Origin of the sequence: Streptococcus halitosis (assembly GCF_003143695.2) — a bacterium.
GTDB classification, from domain to species: Bacteria; Bacillota; Bacilli; order Lactobacillales; family Streptococcaceae; genus Streptococcus; species Streptococcus halitosis.
The window spans coordinates 553,049-572,257 of sequence record NZ_QEMY02000001.1 but is presented as its reverse complement, the minus strand read 5'-3'; the positions used below and the strand labels follow the sequence as shown (position 1 = coordinate 572,257).

18 protein-coding genes are annotated in these 19,209 nt (G+C 41.8%); 12 read left to right on the top strand and 6 right to left on the bottom strand.

Going from position 1 to position 19,209, the window contains the following annotated elements; genetic code table 11:
- The first annotated feature begins 14 nt into the window (after positions 1 to 14).
- From DB729_RS02870 to dltD, 5 genes are all read left to right on the top strand, one after another.
- Positions 15 to 1,388 carry a M20 family metallopeptidase gene (locus DB729_RS02870; RefSeq protein WP_109289583.1) on the top strand — a complete coding sequence of 458 codons (1,374 nt, stop codon included), beginning with the start codon at positions 15 to 17 and terminating at the stop codon, positions 1,386 to 1,388.
- Positions 1,381 to 2,442: a methionine ABC transporter ATP-binding protein gene (locus DB729_RS02865; protein WP_033584780.1), complete on the top strand. Its 1,062-nt coding sequence runs from the start codon at positions 1,381 to 1,383 to the stop codon at positions 2,440 to 2,442. Before DB729_RS02870 ends, DB729_RS02865 begins: the two co-directional genes overlap by 8 nt.
- A gap of 1 nt (position 2,443) precedes the next feature.
- The gene (locus tag DB729_RS02860; protein ID WP_000137507.1) at positions 2,444 to 3,136 is read left to right on the top strand and encodes a methionine ABC transporter permease; all 693 of its coding nucleotides are present in this window, start codon (positions 2,444 to 2,446) and stop codon (positions 3,134 to 3,136) included.
- A gap of 159 nt (positions 3,137 to 3,295) precedes the next feature.
- Entirely contained in the window at positions 3,296 to 4,450 is a 1,155-nt protein-coding gene (gene dltB / locus DB729_RS02855; RefSeq protein ID WP_109289584.1) for a D-alanyl-lipoteichoic acid biosynthesis protein DltB, read from the top strand.
- 47 nt (positions 4,451 to 4,497) lie between these two features.
- A complete protein-coding gene (gene dltD / locus DB729_RS02850; protein WP_000593512.1) occupies positions 4,498 to 5,670 on the top strand; it encodes a D-alanyl-lipoteichoic acid biosynthesis protein DltD in 1,173 nt (390 codons plus the stop codon).
- 174 nt (positions 5,671 to 5,844) lie between these two features.
- Here the strand turns inward: dltD and DB729_RS02845 are convergent, their stop codons facing one another.
- On the bottom strand, positions 5,845 to 6,414 hold the full coding sequence (locus DB729_RS02845) for an MptD family putative ECF transporter S component (RefSeq protein ID WP_084852791.1): 570 nt from the start codon (positions 6,412 to 6,414) through the stop codon (positions 5,845 to 5,847).
- A gap of 133 nt (positions 6,415 to 6,547) precedes the next feature.
- On the opposite strand from DB729_RS02845, the gene DB729_RS02840 reads away from it, so the two are divergent.
- From DB729_RS02840 to nrdI, 5 genes are all read left to right on the top strand, one after another.
- On the top strand, positions 6,548 to 7,162 hold the full coding sequence (locus tag DB729_RS02840) for a YesL family protein (protein ID WP_000514463.1): 615 nt from the start codon (positions 6,548 to 6,550) through the stop codon (positions 7,160 to 7,162).
- Positions 7,140 to 8,810 carry a sensor histidine kinase gene (locus tag DB729_RS02835; RefSeq protein ID WP_080568684.1) on the top strand — a complete coding sequence of 557 codons (1,671 nt, stop codon included), beginning with the start codon at positions 7,140 to 7,142 and terminating at the stop codon, positions 8,808 to 8,810. Before DB729_RS02840 ends, DB729_RS02835 begins: the two co-directional genes overlap by 23 nt.
- An 11-nt stretch (positions 8,811 to 8,821) precedes the next feature.
- Positions 8,822 to 10,108: a response regulator transcription factor gene (locus DB729_RS02830; protein ID WP_070837151.1), complete on the top strand. Its 1,287-nt coding sequence runs from the start codon at positions 8,822 to 8,824 to the stop codon at positions 10,106 to 10,108.
- A gap of 58 nt (positions 10,109 to 10,166) precedes the next feature.
- Complete coding sequence (locus DB729_RS02825) at positions 10,167 to 10,700, top strand: ABC transporter permease (protein WP_084939420.1); 534 nt, start codon at positions 10,167 to 10,169, stop codon at positions 10,698 to 10,700.
- A 78-nt stretch (positions 10,701 to 10,778) separates the two neighbouring features.
- Positions 10,779 to 11,249 carry a class Ib ribonucleoside-diphosphate reductase assembly flavoprotein NrdI gene (gene nrdI / locus DB729_RS02820; protein ID WP_084939419.1) on the top strand — a complete coding sequence of 157 codons (471 nt, stop codon included), beginning with the start codon at positions 10,779 to 10,781 and terminating at the stop codon, positions 11,247 to 11,249.
- 81 nt (positions 11,250 to 11,330) lie between these two features.
- Here the strand turns inward: nrdI and DB729_RS02815 are convergent, their stop codons facing one another.
- The 3 genes from DB729_RS02815 to argS all read right to left on the bottom strand — a co-directional run bounded on the left by DB729_RS02815 (position 11,331) and on the right by argS (position 15,068).
- The gene (locus DB729_RS02815) at positions 11,331 to 12,593 is read right to left on the bottom strand and encodes an NRAMP family divalent metal transporter (protein ID WP_084939418.1); all 1,263 of its coding nucleotides are present in this window, start codon (positions 12,591 to 12,593) and stop codon (positions 11,331 to 11,333) included.
- Between the two features lie 214 nt (positions 12,594 to 12,807).
- Positions 12,808 to 13,053 carry a hypothetical protein gene (locus tag DB729_RS02810; RefSeq protein WP_000084865.1) on the bottom strand — a complete coding sequence of 82 codons (246 nt, stop codon included), beginning with the start codon at positions 13,051 to 13,053 and terminating at the stop codon, positions 12,808 to 12,810.
- A gap of 323 nt (positions 13,054 to 13,376) precedes the next feature.
- Complete coding sequence (gene argS, locus DB729_RS02805) at positions 13,377 to 15,068, bottom strand: arginine--tRNA ligase (protein WP_084939417.1); 1,692 nt, start codon at positions 15,066 to 15,068, stop codon at positions 13,377 to 13,379.
- A 155-nt stretch (positions 15,069 to 15,223) separates the two neighbouring features.
- On the opposite strand from argS, the gene argR reads away from it, so the two are divergent.
- Positions 15,224 to 15,670 (top strand): arginine repressor, encoded by a 447-nt coding sequence (argR, locus tag DB729_RS02800; protein ID WP_001231483.1) that lies wholly within the window; start codon positions 15,224 to 15,226, stop codon positions 15,668 to 15,670.
- A 50-nt stretch (positions 15,671 to 15,720) separates the two neighbouring features.
- Positions 15,721 to 18,255 carry a DNA mismatch repair protein MutS gene (gene mutS, locus DB729_RS02795; RefSeq protein ID WP_109289585.1) on the top strand — a complete coding sequence of 845 codons (2,535 nt, stop codon included), beginning with the start codon at positions 15,721 to 15,723 and terminating at the stop codon, positions 18,253 to 18,255.
- 41 nt (positions 18,256 to 18,296) lie between these two features.
- Here mutS and DB729_RS02790 read toward each other — a convergent pair whose 3' ends face one another.
- Complete coding sequence (locus tag DB729_RS02790; RefSeq protein WP_084939415.1) at positions 18,297 to 18,755, bottom strand: DUF3021 domain-containing protein; 459 nt, start codon at positions 18,753 to 18,755, stop codon at positions 18,297 to 18,299.
- On the bottom strand, positions 18,752 to 19,192 hold the full coding sequence (locus DB729_RS02785; RefSeq protein WP_084939414.1) for a LytTR family DNA-binding domain-containing protein: 441 nt from the start codon (positions 19,190 to 19,192) through the stop codon (positions 18,752 to 18,754). The genes DB729_RS02790 and DB729_RS02785 overlap by 4 nt, the downstream gene beginning before the upstream one ends.
- Between the last annotated feature and the right edge of the window lie 17 nt (positions 19,193 to 19,209).

The window sequence follows — 19,209 nt, the reverse complement described above, 5'->3', positions numbered from 1 at the left end:
AAGGTAGAGAGAATATGGTTTTTCCTAGCGAACAAGAACAGATTGAAAAATTTGAAAGGGATCATGTAGCCCAGCATTATTTTGAGGTTTTGCGCACCTTGATTTCTAAGAAATCAGTCTTTGCCCAGCAGGTCGGACTCAAGGAAGTCGCAAATTATCTGGGTGAGATTTTCAAGCGAGTAGGGGCTGAAGTGGAGATTGATGAGACTTACACGGCACCCTTTGTTATGGCACATTTCAAGAGTTCGCGTCCGGATGCCAAGACCTTGATTTTCTATAACCACTATGACACTGTGCCGGCGGATGGTGACCAGGTGTGGACAGAGGATCCTTTTACCCTTTCTGTGCGAAATGGCTTTATGTATGGGCGTGGGGTTGACGACGACAAGGGCCACATCACAGCTCGTTTGAGTGCTTTGAGAAAATATATGCAGCATCATGATGACCTGCCTGTCAATATCAGTTTTATCATGGAAGGAGCGGAGGAATCGGCTTCAACAGACCTAGATAAGTATCTGGAAAAACATGCGGACAAACTCCGTGGGGCTGATTTGTTGGTCTGGGAACAAGGGACTAAGAATGCCTTGGAGCAGTTAGAAATTTCTGGTGGAAACAAGGGAATTGTGACCTTTGATGCCAAGGTAAAAAGTGCCGATGTGGATATTCACTCTAGTTATGGTGGGGTTGTGGAATCAGCTCCATGGTATCTTGTCCAGGCTCTAAGTAGTCTACGCGCAGCAGATGGACGTATCTTGGTAGAAGGCTTGTACGAGGATGTTCAAGAGCCAAATGAACGAGAACTAGCCTTGGTAGATACCTACGCCCAACGCAATCCTGAGGAAATTAGTCGCATTTATGGTTTGGAATTGCCTCTCTTACAAGAGGATCGTGCAGCCTTTCTAAAACGGTTCTTTTTCGAGCCGGCCCTTAATATCGAAGGGATTCAGTCAGGTTATCAAGGACAAGGGGTTAAAACGATTTTGCCAGCAGAGGTTAGTGCCAAGCTAGAGGTTCGTTTGGTTCCTGGCCTAGAACCGCATGATGTTCTGGAAAAAATTCGGAAACAGCTAGACAAAAATGGCTTTGATAAGGTAGAATTATACTATACCTTGGGAGAGATGAGCTATCGAAGCGATATGAGCGCACCAGCCATTCTCAATGTGATCGAGTTGGCCAAGAAATTCTATCCACAGGGCGTATCAGTCTTGCCGACCACAGCAGGAACAGGGCCTATGCATACGGTCTTTGATGCCCTAGAGGTACCAATGGTGGCCTTTGGTTTAGGAAATGCCAATAGCCGAGACCACGGTGGAGATGAAAATGTGCGAATCGCCGATTACTACACCCATATTGAATTAGTAGAGGAGCTGATTAGAAGCTATGAGTAGAGATATTATCAAGTTAGATCAGATCGATGTGACTTTTCACCAAAAGAAGAGAACCATCACAGCGGTTAAGGATGTGACCATTCACATCCAAGAAGGGGATATCTACGGAATCGTTGGATATTCTGGAGCAGGGAAATCAACCCTTGTACGGGTGATTAACCTCTTGCAAAAGCCATCTGCTGGGGAAATTACCATTGACGACGATGTAATCTTTGATGGCAGAGTGACCTTGACAGCAGAGCAGTTGCGTCGTAAGCGTCAAGACATTGGGATGATTTTCCAGCATTTTAACCTCATGAGTCAGAAGACAGCAGAGGAGAATGTGGCCTTTGCCCTCAAACACTCTGGACTCAGCAAGGAAGAAAAGAAAGCCAAAGTAGCTAAGTTGTTGGACTTGGTTGGCTTGGCGGATCGTGCTGAAAACTACCCTTCACAACTATCCGGAGGGCAAAAACAGCGTGTGGCCATTGCGCGTGCCTTGGCCAATGATCCAAAAATCTTGATTTCAGACGAGTCAACGTCTGCCCTTGATCCTAAGACAACCAAGCAGATTTTGGCCTTGTTGCAAGATTTGAACCAAAAATTAGGCTTGACGGTTGTTTTGATTACGCACGAAATGCAGATTGTCAAAGACATTGCCAACCGTGTGGCAGTTATGCAGGATGGTCGTTTGATTGAAGAGGGCAGTGTCCTTGAAATCTTCTCAGATCCTAAACAGCCTTTGACCCAGGACTTTATCTCAACTGCGACAGGTATTGATGAAGCCATGGTCAAGATTGAGAAGCAAGAAATCGTAGAGCATTTATCTGAGAACAGTATCTTAGTGCAGCTCAAGTATGCAGGTGCTTCGACAGACGAACCACTTTTGAATGAATTGTACAAGCGTTACCAAGTAACGGCTAATATCCTCTATGGAAATATCGAAATTCTCGATGGCACTCCCGTTGGAGAATTGGTGGTGGTCTTGTCAGGTGAAAAAGCAGCGCTAGCAGGTGCTCAAGAAGCCATTCGTCAAGCGGGTGTCCAGTTAAAAGTATTGAAGGGAGGACAGTAAGATGACAGAGTTGATTCAAACTTATCTACCAAATGTCTATAAGATGGGCTGGGCTGGTCAGGCAGGCTGGGGAACGGCTATCTACCTAACTCTTTATATGACAGTTCTTTCCTTCATCATCGGAGGGTTCTTGGGGCTGGTGGCAGGTCTCTTCCTTGTCTTGACAGCGCCAGGCGGTGTCTTGGAAAATAAGGTTATCTTTTGGATTTTAGACAAGATCACCTCCATTTTCCGTGCGGTTCCTTTCATCATCCTCTTGGCAATCATGTCGCCACTTTCTCACTTGATTGTGAAGACGAGTATCGGGCCAAATGCAGCCCTTGTCCCACTTTCTTTTGCGGTCTTTGCCTTCTTTGCCCGTCAGGTGCAGGTGGTCTTGGCTGAGCTAGATGGTGGTGTCATTGAGGCGGCGCAGGCTAGTGGAGCGACCTTCTGGGACATCGTGGGTGTTTATCTATCAGAAGGTCTTCCAGATTTGATTCGTGTGACGACAGTGACCTTGATTTCCCTTGTTGGGGAAACGGCTATGGCGGGAGCAGTTGGTGCTGGTGGTATCGGTAACGTAGCCATTGCTTATGGATTTAACCGTTACAATCACGATGTGACCATCTTGGCAACCATCATTATCATCTTGATTATCTTTACAATCCAGTTCTTGGGAGATTTCTTGACCAAGAAATTAAGTCATAAATAATGGGAGGAGTTCAACAGGACTCCTTTTTGTTTTCTCACTGAAATGCAAGAAGAGTAAAGCTTCTTTTTAGAAATATGCTATAATAAAGAAAGGTCCCTCAATTAGCAAATCAGAAAGTTTGCTGTCGAAGGGATGATAATGTAAAGGAGTTTGGCTGGTATGAATTATTTCGAGGGGAATGATTTCTTCCTTCTCTTGTTTGTAGTTTTACTGATTGGTTTTGTGGTAAATTTTTTTGAAAAACGTAAGGACTACTATATTTTGACGCTCTCCCTCTTATTTGCAGGAGCTATCTATGGTAAGAGTCGAGCGATGATGGTCTATTTGCTCGCCTTTGTCGTTTACCAGTATTTTCTGGTTTTTCTAGCACAGAGGATAGAGGCAAAGCGGCTGAAACCACTGGTTTTCCTTTCCATTCTTCCTTTGATAATCAATAAAGTCTTTGCTCTGACTTCTCTGCATTTGTTGGCCTTTATTGGAATTTCTTACATGTCCTTTAAGACCATTCAGATCATGCTAGAAATATCGGATGGCTTGATCAAAGAAAAAATCAGTGTAAAAGATTACCTACAGTTTTTGCTCTTTTTTCCAACAGTTAGTGCTGGTCCGATTGATCGGAGTAGGAGATTTTTAAAAGAGATAAACGAGGTCATGCCCCGAAAAGAGTATCTAGAGTTAGCAGGGGACGGTGTGTATCGTATCGTTCTAGGCCTTCTTTACAAGGTTGTTTTATCAACCTATGTTTACCAGATGTTACTCGCTCTAAATAATACTGGCACAGTCGTTTATTCAATCAAGTATATGTATCTCTATACCTTGTATCTGTTCTTTGACTTTGCAGGCTATAGTCTAATGGCCGTTGGAAGTAGCAACATTCTAGGTATTCAGACACCGATGAACTTTAACAAACCTTTCTTGAGTGTTGATATCAAGGATTTCTGGACCAGATGGCATATCACCTTGTCGACCTGGCTGAGAGATTTTGTATTTTCAAGAGTATTGATGCAGGTTATCAGGAAAAAATGGTTTAAAAATAGACTACACAATGCAACCTATGCCTATATGGTCAATATGTTGGTCATGGGTTTTTGGCATGGTCTCAGTGTTAGCTACATTGTCTATGGTTTTTACCATGGTGTCTTGATGGCTGGATTTGAAGTGTATCAAAAGAAAAGCAATTTTTATAAGAAAAATAAAAACAAAAACTGGTATAAGCTACTAAGTTGGTTTGTGACCATGAATTTGGTTATGATTGGTTTCTTTATCTTTTCAGGTGAACCCTATAAAATCTTACTGACGATTTTAAAGAGATAAGAGATTGAAAAGAAATAGGCTAGATCGAAGGGATAGGATAAAACGAGATGATTAAATTAAAAGCATTTTTACTATCGCTTGTGCTCGTAATTGCGACGCTTGCCCTTTTAAATGTGACGTATGTCAAGAAGATTGATGATTATTATAAAGTCAAGGATAACAGTATTCGTTATAGCACCTCGTATGAAAAGTATAAAAGTAGAGATATTCTAACAAGCAATATCACCCCCAATACACTGGTTCTAATGGGTTCCTCAGAGTTGGTCGCAACGATAAATGAAGACTATCATCCAAATAAAATTTTTAACTACAACGATTTTAATATCATGCAGATTGGGACCAGTTATTCTCAAAACATCATTCAGGCTACGACCTTGGGCTCTATTGAAGGATCAATGAGTAAGCGAAAAGTAGCTATAGTAGAGTCGGTTCAGTGGTTTGAAAAAGATGGGACCCATCAAGATGCCTTTTTGAACAAGGCTTCTCAGGAACATATTTTTCACATGCTAGATAATGATAAGATTAGTAAAGAAACGAAAGAAAAAATAATCAATCGCATTATCGAGATTACCAAAGGAAATAAGCAACAAAATGACATCTACAAAAAATACAAAAGTTATTTCATAGATGGAAAAGGAACTATTGTTGATAAAAAACTATTAGAGTTAGATAACGCGATGTATTCCTTTAAGCTTAAACAGACTTTTTATCAAAAACATGCTAAATCAGATTATCCTTCACTAGGAGACAAAACCCCAGACTATGATTGGGAAAAGATGACGGATCAGTTTGTGGAAGAGGTCAAAAAGAAAACAGACAATAATGACTATGCTGTTGATAATAACTACTACAATACTTACTTAAAAGATCGCTATGCATCGCTGAAAGATTCCAATAAAGATTTGAGCTACCTAGAGTCACCAGAATATTCAGATATGGAACTCTTCTTGACAGTTGCTAAAGAATTGGGCATTGAAGTTGAGGTTATTATTTTCCCAGTAAACGGGAAATGGAATGACTACACTGGTGTCTCAAGAGAGATGCGAGAAAAAACTTATAAAAAAATAGAAGATGTCGCAAAAAGCCATGGTGCAACCGTATTAAACTATGGAAACAGAGAGTATGATGATTACTTTTTATTTGACGTGATGCACGTTGGAGTGAAAGGATGGATGGAAGTTGAAAAAGAACTTTACAAATTTGCAAACCAAGCTAACTAACACACATCGTTTAATCTTGTGGACACTATTTTTTTATACGGTTATCTTGAGCATCGTGATTTACTGTTTTGTGACCGATTTTTCGAATATTCAAGAATTTATCTATAGTGAATTTTAAGATTGTATACAAAAAGGCCCTGGAACTAGGCATAGCTAGTCTTCAGGGCTTTTACCTTATAGTTTATCAGCTATTTTTTGACTTAGAAATTGCCCAACCACAGCCCCCATCAAGGCACCTAGGAGGATGCTTGAAACAAAGAGAAGGATTTTGTCCAACTCTGGAGCGACCATGATACGGTCGATGTATTCTTGTGACTTCCCACGCGCAAGTAAGGTAGCCACGTAAGCTTTGGGACGGATCCACATGAGGAAGATAGGACCACTTGTGCTAAAAGCAAAAACGAGGAAGGATAGGGTGTTTTTGATTCGATCTCTGTAGTTGCCGAGACGAGCGATGGCATCTGCTGCAAGACCACAGGCGAGTCCTGGGAGAAAGGCACCAGCGCCATGCTTGCTAGCTAGGAAGAAAAGTGCCATAAAAAGTCCTAGAGTTGTAATAGCGCCAAAACGAGGGACCTTCGTCAAAAGAAGCATGTAGACACTGCCACCGACAAGGGCAGAAAAGGCAGGCGCGTAGAACATATTGCCTGTTTGATCGACTAGGTGTCCTAGAAAGACTCCAATCCCCACACAGAGAAAGTAGAGGACGGCGGCTAAGAGGGTGGTTAAGATATTTTTCTTCATGAGAATCTCCTTGATACAAACTAATAAAACCAATTGTATCACGCTTTTTGAGGATTGTAAATGGGAGTTCTATATTTTTGAAAACGTTTGAAATATGATATAATAGTTACATCGTTAGTTTAAGGAGAGTAACATGGGAAAATTTCTAGAATTCGTCTTTAATCGTATCTTTTTGGGAATGATTGCGACAGCTTATTTCTGGCTATTAACACTAGCAGGAGGAGTGGTCTTTGGTTTGGCACCAGCTAGTACCACCCTGATGAGTTTGTATGCGGAGCACGGTTATACTTATCGAGCATACCATTTGAAGGAAGCTTGGGAATTGTATAAGAGTAATTTTGTCAAGAGTAATCTGGCTTTCTATAGTTTTGTGTTTGTGGATCTTGTCCTAGTTTATGGTTTATATCTTCTAGTTCAATTGCCCCACCAGACGATTTTCCACCTTTTGGCGACCTTTCTCAACGTCCTTGTAGTTGCTCTTGTCTTTCTAGCCTACACTGTTTCCTTGAAACTTCAGGTGTACTTTGATTTATCCTACCAAAATACCTTGAAACTGTCCCTTATCGGGATTTTTATGAGCTTACCTGCGATTGCCAAGGTTTTACTCGGGTCCGCTCTCCTTGTAGGAGTTGGTTATTATATGCCTGCCTTGCTCTTTTTTGTAGGAATTGGAATGTGGCATTTCTTTATCAGTGATATGTTGGAACCTATTTATGAAAGTATCCATGAAAAATTGGCGACAAAATAGAATGAAGCAGTTTTGGCTTCACTCTCTTTTACGGATTTATAGTTTGGTTATGATCGTGGTCATTGCCAGTTTTGCGATTATGCTATCGTATGCTGACTGGGACTCGCGTGAGAAAGAGGCCCAACGGGTTGCAGAACGTGTGACCACTCGGACAGTGAGTGAAGTGGAATATTATCACAGAGAGTCAACCCAACTTGCTCAGTCTTTGGTTGAAAATCAGGCCCGCATCGAAGGAATTTACAAGTATTTCAGTCTCAGCACACCAGACTACTTCTATTGGCAATTAGAGCGTAAAACTTCACCTTATATCTCGGTTTCCCTGTATGAAAATATTGATGACCTCTATGTTCGGAATGATTTTGTGACTGGAGTGGCTATTGTTCTTCAGGACTATAAGGAAGTGTATGTTTCGACTAGAGAAAAACGCAGTGGAGAGAAAATTCCTGCGGAGGGTTTTAAGCCGGCAGCCAATAGTTTTGCCATTCCTGTTTCCGATCCTGTGTCTGACAAGGATTTAGGAGTAATCTATATCTCACTATCCCCGGATGTTTTACATGGCGCTATTGACAATACAAGGGGTCATATCCCAATGGCTGTAACAGTAACTTCGCCTTTTGAGACCGAGATGTTCCATATTGGGGAGAAGGTCTCAGCCGAGCGAGAAAACTGGTTTGTAGGTGTCACCTCTCATGGTTATCAGGTTCGAGTTGCTGTTCCTAAAAATTTTGTTCTTACAGGAACTTTGACGAGTTCAGCTGTCATTATTGGGCTAAGTATTCTCTTTATCATCATTTTGTACGTGACCCTTAGACAGACTTTTTCAAATTACCAAAAGCAGGTCGTAGACCTAGTAGATTCGATCGAGGTGATTGCTCAAGGAGAAGAAGGCCTTCGAATCGATACCTCTGAAAAAGACCAAGAGTTGCTTCTCATTGCAGAAACAACCAATGATATGTTGGATCGCCTGGAAAAAAATATCCATGATATCTATCAGCTAGAGCTCAGCCAAAAAGATGCCAATATGCGAGCCCTGCAGGCTCAAATCAATCCTCACTTTATGTACAATACTCTAGAGTTTTTACGGATGTATGCCGTCATGCAAAGTCAGGATGAACTGGCAGATATTATCTATGAATTTAGTAGCTTGTTACGCAACAATATCTCCGACGAGCGGGAAACGACGTTAAAGCAAGAGTTGGAATTTTGCCGAAAATATAGCTATCTCTGTATGGTGCGTTATCCTAAATCCATTGCCTATGGTTTCAAGATTGCACCAGAATTGGAAGAAATGAGGATTCCAAAATTTACACTCCAACCATTAGTAGAAAACTACTTTGCCCATGGTGTTGACCATCGCAGAACGGATAATGTCATCAGTATCAAAGCCTTGAAGGGCCCAGGCTTCGTTGAAATCCTAGTGGAAGACAATGGTCGAGGAATGCCCGCTGAGAAACTAGCTAGCTTGCAAGAAAAATTAGCTCAACGAAGTTTTGAACACGAGGCAAGCTATAGTGGGGAGCGGCAATCAATTGGAATAGTAAATGTACACGAACGCTTTGTTCTCTACTTTGGGGATCGCTACCAAATCAGTGTAGAGTCAGCTGAACAAGAAGGTGTTCGTTACCATATCACTATCCAGGATGAATAGAAAGGGTAGAAATGTATAAAGTTTTATTAGTAGACGATGAGTACATGGTGACAGAGGGGCTCAAGCGATTAATCCCCTTTGAAAAATGGGATATGCAAGTCGTCGCAACTGCTAATCACGCAGATGATGCTTTGGACTACGTCAAGGGAAATCCAGTAGATGTGGTCATTTCCGATGTCAACATGCCAGATAAGACCGGACTTGAGATGATTAGGGAAATGAAAGAGCTACTTCCAGATACCTATTATATCTTGCTGTCTGGTTATCAGGAGTTTGAGTACGTCAAAAAAGCCATGAACCTTAGTGTCGTGGATTATCTGGTTAAGCCAGTAGACAAGGTGGAGTTGGGCCATTTATTAGAAAAAATTGCGCAACAGCTTCAGGAAAAGGTGGAGCAAAGTCAGACCCTCAGTCAAGAATTGGATGAGACAGGATTTACGAATTACCTGTCAGGTAAAGACAGCTGGTGGATTGGTCTATCCAAGGGAAAGCAAGGTTCTTTTACCATTCCTTACTATGTTTTGGGGCAAGACTGGCAGATTTTCATCTCTGATCAGCCACTAGATGGCATCGTTGTGACACCATTTGAAGCACCCTTCCAGCAGTCCTTTGAGAATTGGAAGATCAACGCTGAAAAAGCCCTCTTCTACGGTTCAGTCAATCTAGAAAAATCCGAGAGTTTGTTTGCTTATTACGAGCCGATTTATCGAGTGATTATCCAAGGGAATATCAATCAAATCATCGAGGAATTAACCCTGCTAGAGAAGGTTGTTTTGAAGAATACCCCGCGCGTGGCCATCACAAAGCAGCTCTTCACTCAGTTTGTCATGGATGTCTTTCATTTATTTGAACACCTAAAAGCAGATGATATGACCGAGATTGTCAAAGCTATCCATGCCATTAACACTTTTGAAGAATTGGTTTCCTATATCAAAGAAACCTTGACCAAGTTCTTTGGCCAGTACCGCATGAATGAAAATGTGGTAAGTGTTCTGGAAGTGATTGGGCGTGATTATCAGAAAGAGCTCTCACTGAAGGATATTAGCAAGGATCTCTTTATCAATCCTGTCTATCTCGGTCAGCTGATCAAGAGGGAAACCAACTCAACCTTTGCGGAATTGCTCAATAAACAGAGAATTAAGGCAGCGCAGCAACTCTTACTTTCGACCAGTGATAGTATCGAAGATATTTGCTATGCAGTTGGCTATAGTAATGTTGGATATTTCTATAAGGTTTTCCGTAAATTGTGCGGAAAATCACCGAAAGCTTATCGGAAACAAGTTGAAACCAGCTTGTAAAAGTTGTATTTCTGTACAAAAAATGCTATAATGTTCAAAATATCTTAAGGAGGAAAACATGAAAAAGAATCCTATTTATCTTTGGGTCTTGTTAGTCCTATCAGCCCTCATTTCATCTATGTCATTATTTGGAATCTTGAGTCCATTGCCAAGTAAAGATGTGCTTCGTACGAGCCTGGCGAATAGCGGGACGCTTACTGCCCAGCAATTAGAAGACACAGTCAACTATACTTACAAAGTGTCAGAATCCTCTCACTCTATTTTTAATATGTTGTTGATTATTTTATCTGCAATTTTAGTTGTAGTGGCCTTTGTATTTCTCGTACGTAAAAACGTGCAACTTGCAAACTATACTTATATTGGCTATGTTTTACTAGCTATTGTTGGTTTGGTTTATAGCTATATGAACATTCAAGATGCAGTTCAATTAATCAAAGATAGTGCCCTTGGCTTAGGAATGGGAGCATTAGCAAAAGGGACGGATATTTTGTTCATCATCATCAATGTTCTCTTTTTAGCCTTAGTCTTTTACAAGATGTGGCGCCAGCAAAAGGATTTGACCGAAGAAGTCGAAGCAGAAGAAGTTGCCTAAGTATTGACAAAAAAGAACTATCAAGTTACAATCTTGGTAGTTCTTTTTTAAATCGTAAACATAAAAATCGAGGTCAACATGAAAAAAATATCCTTAGTGTATATCAGTCTGAGTGGGAATACAGAGAGTTTTGTAACCCGACTCAAGGACTATCTCTTGTCTCAGTATGAGGGAATTGAGGTCCAAAAAATCCATATCAAGGATTTGGTCAAGGAAGGTCAAGAATTCTTTGAAATGGAACATCCCTATATCGCTTTCTTGCCGACCTATCTGGAAGGTGGGAATGGCGTCGATAACGGCGATGTTGAGATTCTTACGACTCCAGTGGGTGACTTTATCGCCTATGGAGACAATGCTAGTAAGTGTTTTGGCGTAGTGGGATCTGGTAATCGCAATTTTAATAACCAATACTGTTTGACTGCCAAGCAGTACAGCCAGCGCTTTGGCTTCCCAGTTTTGGCTGATTTTGAAATGCGTGGTATGCTGGGAGATATTAAAAAGGTCGCAGCAATTATCGCGAACCTGTATGAGTTAGAAACAGAAAAATAAAGTAGTACTGAGGGGCAGTTGAGATTTTCAACTGCTTTTCGTGTATGCAAAAAGCACCCCGTAAGGGTGCCATTTTATAAACTATCCTGCTTTTCCGATGGCAAGTGCATAGATAAAGAAAATAGCAAAGCCAAAGAGGAAAATCAATCCTGCGATAGCGAGGAGTTTTAGCCAAGAAGGAAGATTTTTATTTTCACGTGTCACCAAAACATAGTTCAAAAGAGCGAAGAATGGTGTTGTCAGGAAAGAACCGATCATGGCAAAGCGAAGCATGGTGGAAACTTGTCCAGCAAAGAACTTGATGATGACGATACCGATAATAGCTGTGAGGGTCATCCAGATGTTCAAAGATTTACGAGAATCCTCTTTTTGCCGAATCAAGAGTCGCAGCGATTCCTGATTGACACGAGAGTAGCCATCGATAACGGTGATGACCGTTCCAAAGATACAAAGAAAGGCGATAAAGGTGATCAAATAACGGGACCATTCTCCAAGAACAGAGGCATACATACCCACAAATTGAGAGATGTATTTGGCTGAAGCGGCTTCAACTGCCTGTCCTGTAGGATATTGAATCAGTGCTCCAAGTGCCACGAAGAATACAGCCAGGATAGCAGTTCCAATGTAACCAACGTTAAAGTCGAAAAGGGCGTCCTCTGTATTAAAGTTGACAGTCTTTTTCTTTTCAGCAGACCAGAGTGAATTGATGGCAGAAATCTCAATAGGAGCAGGCATCCATCCTAAGAGGGAAACGATGAAAGGGAGGGCCGCCATTTGCCAAGGTGTCTTTTCGACAAAATCAGAGCTGTATTCTGGATGTTTAATTGCTGCAATAATAACTGCAAGAACTGTTGCAATGGTCAAAGCAGACATGATCCATTTTGCCATACCATCCAATAGTTTGTAGCCACCAAAGAGTAGCATGGCCCAAATGACTGCAACAAGGATAAGGGACCATTGAGTGATGCTAAGTCCAATCATTGGGAAGGCGCTAGCGATGATGGCTGAGCAAAGGATAGCGACTCCAGCTGTATTAACCATAGCAGAGAAGACATTGAGGACAAAGAAAATCCAGAGATAGATTTTTCCTTTTTCAGCATAGCCTTCTACCAAGGTTTTACCAGTGTCGGCAGTATATTCGGCACCAAAACGGAAAAATGGATATTTAAAAACATTGGCCAAGATAACCAAGAGGAGTAGTGACCACCCATAAGAACCACCAGCTTGAGTAGAGGATACAATGTGAGAACCTCCAACGGCAGCAGAAGCCATTAGGATTCCTGGCCCCATTGCCTTTAGTTTGCTTGCCCAGGTTGACTGGTTTGATAACGTAACTTGTGACATAATAAACACTCCTATTTTTGAATTTTCAGAATAATCTGAATAGGTAGCTACTATTTTACAAAAAACTTAAAAGAAATGCAAGAATATTTTGAAAATAGTTGGGAAATCATGAAAAAATTCACAAAAATCATATGAAAATAACTGTGGCTGTTTCAAGGGGATGATGTTGACTAGGGCCAATAAAAATCCGAGAAGTTTTCTTCTCGGATTTTGATTATTTCAATTGATCTGTGACGTCTTTTGAGAGCAACATTCCCAGATGGTAAGTTTTATTGATATGTGCAATGACATCATTGATATTTTCAGTCGTGTGAATTTTCTCTTTGATGTCAGATCTAAATGTCTCGTCCTTCAAGAGTTGCTCTTGGTAGAGTCTTTGAAGTCTTTCCTTCTCGTACTTATTGAGCAGAAAAAGGAAAACCAAGCTAAGTACAACGAGGATATAAGCATATTGGCTCATAAGGAATCTCCCAGTGTGATAAATAGTAAAAGTGAATAAATTGTTTCATTGAACAGCTACAAGGCCGAACACAATATAAATGTTATATTGCCTCAACCTTTCAGATTGCTTTGCAATCAAGTGATCTGAAAGATTACATACAATCAATATGATTTGATTGACCAATTTAGTGAGGTGTTTAGGCAAGTGTCTCTGGTTACGACGTAAAGAAACATAAATCGACAATATTTATGTTTCTTTACTAGTGAAGCGCCTAGCCAAAGTCCGAATAGGATTTGGCGTTAGTTACTTAGATTGCTCCGCAATAAAGTAACTTTGGTGATTTACATCTTCTCCGGCGCTTCTACTCCGAGCAAACGAAGGGCTTCTTTGAGGACCACTGCGGTTGCGTAGCTGAGTGCTAGACGACTGTCGCGCTCAGGACTTTCATCTAGGATACGTGTATGTGCATAATATTTGTTAAAGGCTTGAGCAAGACTAATCGCAAATTTCGCAATGATAGAAGGTTCAAAGTTATCTGCTGCACGATTGATAATACGTGGAAAGTCTTGGAGTAGTTTTATGATTTCCCAGCTTTCAGCATCATTCAGGCTGTAGTTGCCAGCTGTATCTGGTTTGAAATCGGCTTTGCGTAAGATAGATTGGATACGAGCGTAGGCATACTGAACATAAGGTCCAGTTTCACCCTCGAAGGATACCATAGCCTCTAGGTCGAAGTCATAACCATTTGTACGGTCGGTCTTGAGGTCATAGAATTTAATGGCTCCAACCCCAACAGCATGGGCTACTTGGTCTTTGTTTTCAAGTTCAGGGTTTTTAGCCTCGATTTGGGCTTTGGCACGACTAACAGCCTCTGCAACAGTAGGCTCTAGCAAGATGACATTCCCTTTACGAGTAGAGAGTTTTTTCCCTTCTTTTGTTACCAATCCAAACGGAACATGGACAATGTCTTGGCTCCAATCGTAGCCCATCTCTTGTAGTACTGCCTTGAGTTGTTTGAAGTGGGCAGATTGCTCTTGACCAACAACATAGATGGATTTTGCAAATTGGTATTCCTTTTTACGGTAGAGGGCTGCAGCCAAGTCACGTGTGATATAGAGAGTTGCACCGTCAGATTTTTTGATAAGGGCTGGATGTTCAATTCCATATTTCTCAAGATTGACAACTTGGGCTCCTTCTGACTCAACAAGAAGACCTTTTTCAGCGAGAATGTCTACAACAGCATCCATCTTATCATTGTAAAAGGCTTCTCCGTTGTAGCTGTCAAATTCGACTTGCAATTCATTGTAAAGGCGGTTAAATTCCACCAAACTTTCATCACGGAACCATTGCCAGAGAGCGAGAGCTTCCTCGTCTCCATTTTCCAGTTTGCGGAACCATTCGCGTGCTTCTTCATCTAAGCTAGGATCTTTTTCAGCTTCAGCATTGATGCGAACGTAGAGTTTAAGAAGTTCATCGATTGGATGCGCTTTAACGGCTTCCTCATTTCCCCATTTCTTGTAGGCAACGATCAACATTCCAAACTGTTTGCCCCAGTCTCCTAGGTGGTTGACCTTGACCGTTTGATAGCCGATCTTTTGGAAAATATGTGACAAGCTATCTCCGATAACCGTTGAACGCAAGTGCCCAATAGAGAATGGTTTTGCGATATTGGGACTAGACATATCGATAACGACATTTTCTTGCTTGCCAATGGTTTGGTCGGCATAGTGCTCTTTTTCAGTGATAACATCCTGCAATACTTGAGCCGAAATAGCAGATTTATCAAGGAAAAAGTTGACGTAAGGTCCAGTAGCAACAACCTTTTCAAAGGCTTGACTATTGATTTTTTCAGCAATATCTGCTGCAATCATTTGCGGAGCTTTACGCTCGACCTTTGCAAGAGAAAAGGCAGGGAAGGCGATGTCTCCCATTTCTGAGTTTTTAGGTGTTTCTAGTAAATTTAAAATAGCCTCTTGATCCAGGCTATCAATGACGCTAGCCAACTCGCTAGCAATCAATTCTTTTGTATTCATAAGGGCTCCTTTTGGGCTTTTTTACTATTTTAACACAATTTACTACATTTTTTGAGAAAGAAGAGAATTTTTTTGAATTCTCTATTTTTTTTTGATATAATGTAGTTATAAAATAAATGTAAAATTTGTTATAAATATTCACTTAAGAGGATAATATGAGAAAAAGAGAACGGCATCAATTGATTAAAAAGATGATCACCGAAGAGAAACTTGGGACACAAAAAGAGATTCAAGATCGTTTAGAAGCTCGTAATGTTTATGTGACACAAACGACTTTGTCACGTGATTTGCGTGAAATCGGCTTGACCAAGGTTAAGAAAAATGATATGGTGTATTATGTACTAGCAAATGAGACAGATAAGATTGATTTAGTTGAGTTTTTGTCTCATCATTTAGAAGGAGTTGCAAGAGCTGAGTTCACCTTGGTACTTCATACCAAACTTGGAGAAGCTGCAGTCTTAGCAAACATTGTAGATGCAAACAAGGATGAATGGATTTTAGGAACGGTTGCTGGTGCTAATACCTTATTGGTTATTTGTCGAGACCAGCACGTTGCCAAGCTGATGGAAGATCGTTTGCTAGATTTGATGAAAGATAAATAAGGTCTTGGGAGTTGCTCTCAAGACTTATTTTTAGCAAGGAGAGACGGAAAATGGCAACAGAAAAGCTATCACCCGGCATGCAACAGTATGTGGATATTAAGAAACAATACCCAGATGCTTTTTTGCTTTTTCGAATGGGTGATTTTTACGAGTTGTTCTATGAAGATGCAATTAATGCAGCGCAAATTTTAGAAATTTCCTTAACAAGTCGGAATAAAAATGCAGAAAATCCGATACCCATGGCGAGCGTCCCCTATCATTCTGCCCAACAGTATATCGATGTGCTGATTGAGCAGGGCTATAAAGTTGCTATAGCTGAACAGATGGAAGATCCCAAACAAGCGGTCGGTGTTGTCAAGCGAGAGGTGGTCCAGGTCATCACACCTGGAACAGTTGTCGATAGCAGTAAGCCGGATAGTCAGAATAATTTCTTGGTTGCCTTAGATCGTGATGGCAATCAGTTTGGTCTAGCTTATATGGATTTGGTGACGGGTGATTTCTATGTGACAGGTCTATTAGATTTCACGTTGGTTTGTGGGGAAATTCGCAACCTCAAGGCTCGAGAAGTGGTGCTGGGTTATGACTTGTCTGAGGAAGAAGAACAAATCCTCAGCCGTCAGATGAATCTGGTACTTTCTTATGAAAAAGAAGGCTTTGAGGACCTTCATTTACTGGATTCACGTTTAGCAGCTGTGGAGCAAGCGGCAGCTAGTAAGCTCCTCCAGTATGTTCACCGGACCCAGATGCGGGAATTGAATCACCTCAAACCAGTTATCCGCTATGAAATCAAAGATTTCTTACAGATGGACTATGCGACCAAGGCTAGTCTGGATTTGGTTGAGAATGCCCGTTCAGGTAAGAAGCAAGGCAGTCTTTTCTGGCTTTTGGATGAAACCAAAACAGCTATGGGTATGCGACTCTTGCGTTCTTGGATTCATCGTCCTTTGATTGATAAGGAGCGAATCGTCCAACGTCAAGAGGTGGTGCAGGTCTTTCTTGACCACTTCTTTGAGCGTAGCGATTTAACGGATAGCCTCAAGGGTGTTTATGATATCGAACGCTTGGCTAGTCGGGTTTCTTTTGGCAAGACTAATCCAAAGGATCTTTTGCAATTGGCGACCACCTTATCCAGTGTACCACGGATTCGTGCGATTTTAGAAGGCATGGAGCAGCCTGCTCTAGCCCATCTTATCGCACAGTTAGATGCCATCCCTGAGTTGGAGAGCTTGATTAGCGCAGCGATTTCTCCCGAAGCTCCTCACGTGATTACGGAAGGGGGCATTATCCGTACGGGATTTGATGAGACCTTAGACAAGTACCGTCGTGTGCTCAGAGAAGGGACTAGCTGGATTGCTGAGATTGAGGCTAAGGAGAGAGAAAACTCTGGCATCAGCACGCTTAAGATTGACTACAATAAAAAAGACGGCTACTATTTCCATGTGACCAATTCGCAACTGGGAAATGTGCCAGCCCACTTTTTCCGCAAGGCGACACTGAAAAACTCAGAACGCTTTGGTACCGAGGAATTAGCTCGGATCGAGGGGGATATGCTGGAGGCGCGTGAGAAGTCAGCCAACCTAGAATATGAAATCTTTATGCGCATCCGTGAGGAAGTCAGCAAGTACATCCAGCGTTTGCAGGCTCTAGCCCAAGGAATTGCGACAGTTGATGTCTTGCAAAGTCTGGCGGTTGTGGCTGAAATCCAGCATTTAATTCGACCGGAGTTTGGAGAGGATTCACAAATTGATATCCAGAAAGGGCGCCATGCTGTCGTCGAAAAGGTCATGGGAGCTCAGACCTATATTCCTAATACCATTCAGATGGCAGAAGATACGAGTATTCAGCTAATCACAGGGCCAAACATGAGTGGGAAGTCTACCTACATGCGGCAGCTAGCCATAACAGCGGTTATGGCCCAGCTAGGCTCGTATGTGCCAGCAGAAAGTGCGCATTTGCCGATTTTTGATGCCATCTTTACCCGTATCGGAGCAGCAGATGACTTGGTTTCAGGTCAATCAACCTTCATGGTAGAGATGATGGAGGCCAACAATGCCATTTCGCATGCGACCAAGAACTCTCTTATTCTCTTTGATGAATTGGGTCGAGGAACGGCGACCTATGACGGGATGGCTCTTGCTCAGTCAATCATCGAATACATCCATGAGTATATCGGAGCCAAGACTCTTTTTGCCACCCATTACCATGAGTTGACCAGTCTGGAGTCCAGTTTGGAACACTTGGTCAATGTCCACGTGGCAACCTTAGAACAGGATGGACAGGTTACCTTCCTTCACAAGATTGAACCCGGACCTGCCGATAAATCCTACGGTATCCATGTGGCCAAGATTGCTGGCTTACCAGCCGAACTTTTAGCAAGAGCGGATAAGATTTTGACTCAACTGGAGAGTCAAGGGACGGAAAGTCCTGCTCCGATGAGAGAAACAAGTGCTGTCACAGAGCAGATGTCACTCTTTGATGCGCCTGAAGAGCATCCTATACTAGCAGAATTAGCAAACCTGGATGTTTACAATATGACACCTATGCAGGCTATGAATGTCTTGGTTGAGCTCAAACAAAAATTATAAAAAGAGCCCATTCACATTTTTGTGAGTGGGCTTTTTCTCTATTACTTTTTATGGGCCAAGAGTTGATTGATGTGGTCCACTTTTTTGGCTTCTCTTTTGTAGAGAATAACCCAGATGATAAGGTAGACGATCGCAAACTCTGGAATGAGCTGGAGATAGAAGGTCCAGTGGAAGGGGAACCAACCAGCCAGAGTTGCCAGTGGGACAAAGCCAGCCAGCATGAGGAAGAAATGGGAAAGTGTGGCACGGAGCAAGCTCCAGTCACGGCTGAATAAGCGGCTGCCAAAGCTAAAGAGAATGCCGATAGCTGACCAGATGATCGTGCAGTAGAGCAAGACCAGGGCACCGTGAACCTGATGTTGAACCATCGCTCGGCCTATGAGAGACTCGGGACTCAGTGGGGCATAGGTATTTGGGGCATAAATGAGTGAAAAGATGATAGAGAGGATGAGGCCGATAAGAACACCAGCGGCTGCATCGTGAAATACTTGTTTTTTCATAGTTCTAATTTCTCCTTGATGGTTTTTAGGTAACGGCGAGATGAGTAGGTGAAGCTTTCGTTTTTTAGACAGATTTCTACCAGGCCGTTGGGAGTGAGCTTGAGATGAGAGATCGAGTCGATATTGATGATTTCAGATTGGGAAATTTGGATAAAAGTGGTCGGTAGAATTTCAAGAACTTGATAGAGTCGCAAATCAATGCTGTAGGTCTGACTCGACGTTTCTGCTAGGACCTTTCGATTCTCGATATAGAAGCGCTGAATCTTGCCAATTTCAACTAGATAGACCTGACCATCAATCTTTCCTTTGATTGTTTCTTTTTGGTCAAGATTTTCAGCAAATTCGATGACTTTTTGGACTTTTTTGGTTTCTTGAGGTGCTTGGACAATCAGTTTTTCCTCCTCGTAAAACTCGCTAATCTGTAGTTCTACTTTCATAAATTTCTCTCCTTACA

Bases quoted from the DNA above. Each gene is read 5' to 3' on its own strand.
- DB729_RS02870 (WP_109289583.1), top strand. From the start codon at position 15: ATGGTTTTTCCTAGCGAACAAGAACAGATTGAAAAATTTGAAAGGGAT.
- DB729_RS02865 (WP_033584780.1), top strand. From the start codon at position 1,381: ATGAGTAGAGATATTATCAAGTTAGATCAGATCGATGTGACTTTTCAC.
- DB729_RS02860 (WP_000137507.1), top strand. From the start codon at position 2,444: ATGACAGAGTTGATTCAAACTTATCTACCAAATGTCTATAAGATGGGC.
- dltB (WP_109289584.1), top strand. From the start codon at position 3,296: ATGAATTATTTCGAGGGGAATGATTTCTTCCTTCTCTTGTTTGTAGTT.
- dltD (WP_000593512.1), top strand. From the start codon at position 4,498: ATGATTAAATTAAAAGCATTTTTACTATCGCTTGTGCTCGTAATTGCG.
- DB729_RS02845 (WP_084852791.1), bottom strand. From the start codon at position 6,414: ATGAAGAAAAATATCTTAACCACCCTCTTAGCCGCCGTCCTCTACTTT.
- DB729_RS02840 (WP_000514463.1), top strand. From the start codon at position 6,548: ATGGGAAAATTTCTAGAATTCGTCTTTAATCGTATCTTTTTGGGAATG.
- DB729_RS02835 (WP_080568684.1), top strand. From the start codon at position 7,140: ATGAAAAATTGGCGACAAAATAGAATGAAGCAGTTTTGGCTTCACTCT.
- DB729_RS02830 (WP_070837151.1), top strand. From the start codon at position 8,822: ATGTATAAAGTTTTATTAGTAGACGATGAGTACATGGTGACAGAGGGG.
- DB729_RS02825 (WP_084939420.1), top strand. From the start codon at position 10,167: ATGAAAAAGAATCCTATTTATCTTTGGGTCTTGTTAGTCCTATCAGCC.
- nrdI (WP_084939419.1), top strand. From the start codon at position 10,779: ATGAAAAAAATATCCTTAGTGTATATCAGTCTGAGTGGGAATACAGAG.
- DB729_RS02815 (WP_084939418.1), bottom strand. From the start codon at position 12,593: ATGTCACAAGTTACGTTATCAAACCAGTCAACCTGGGCAAGCAAACTA.
- DB729_RS02810 (WP_000084865.1), bottom strand. From the start codon at position 13,053: ATGAGCCAATATGCTTATATCCTCGTTGTACTTAGCTTGGTTTTCCTT.
- argS (WP_084939417.1), bottom strand. From the start codon at position 15,068: ATGAATACAAAAGAATTGATTGCTAGCGAGTTGGCTAGCGTCATTGAT.
- argR (WP_001231483.1), top strand. From the start codon at position 15,224: ATGAGAAAAAGAGAACGGCATCAATTGATTAAAAAGATGATCACCGAA.
- mutS (WP_109289585.1), top strand. From the start codon at position 15,721: ATGGCAACAGAAAAGCTATCACCCGGCATGCAACAGTATGTGGATATT.
- DB729_RS02790 (WP_084939415.1), bottom strand. From the start codon at position 18,755: ATGAAAAAACAAGTATTTCACGATGCAGCCGCTGGTGTTCTTATCGGC.
- DB729_RS02785 (WP_084939414.1), bottom strand. From the start codon at position 19,192: ATGAAAGTAGAACTACAGATTAGCGAGTTTTACGAGGAGGAAAAACTG.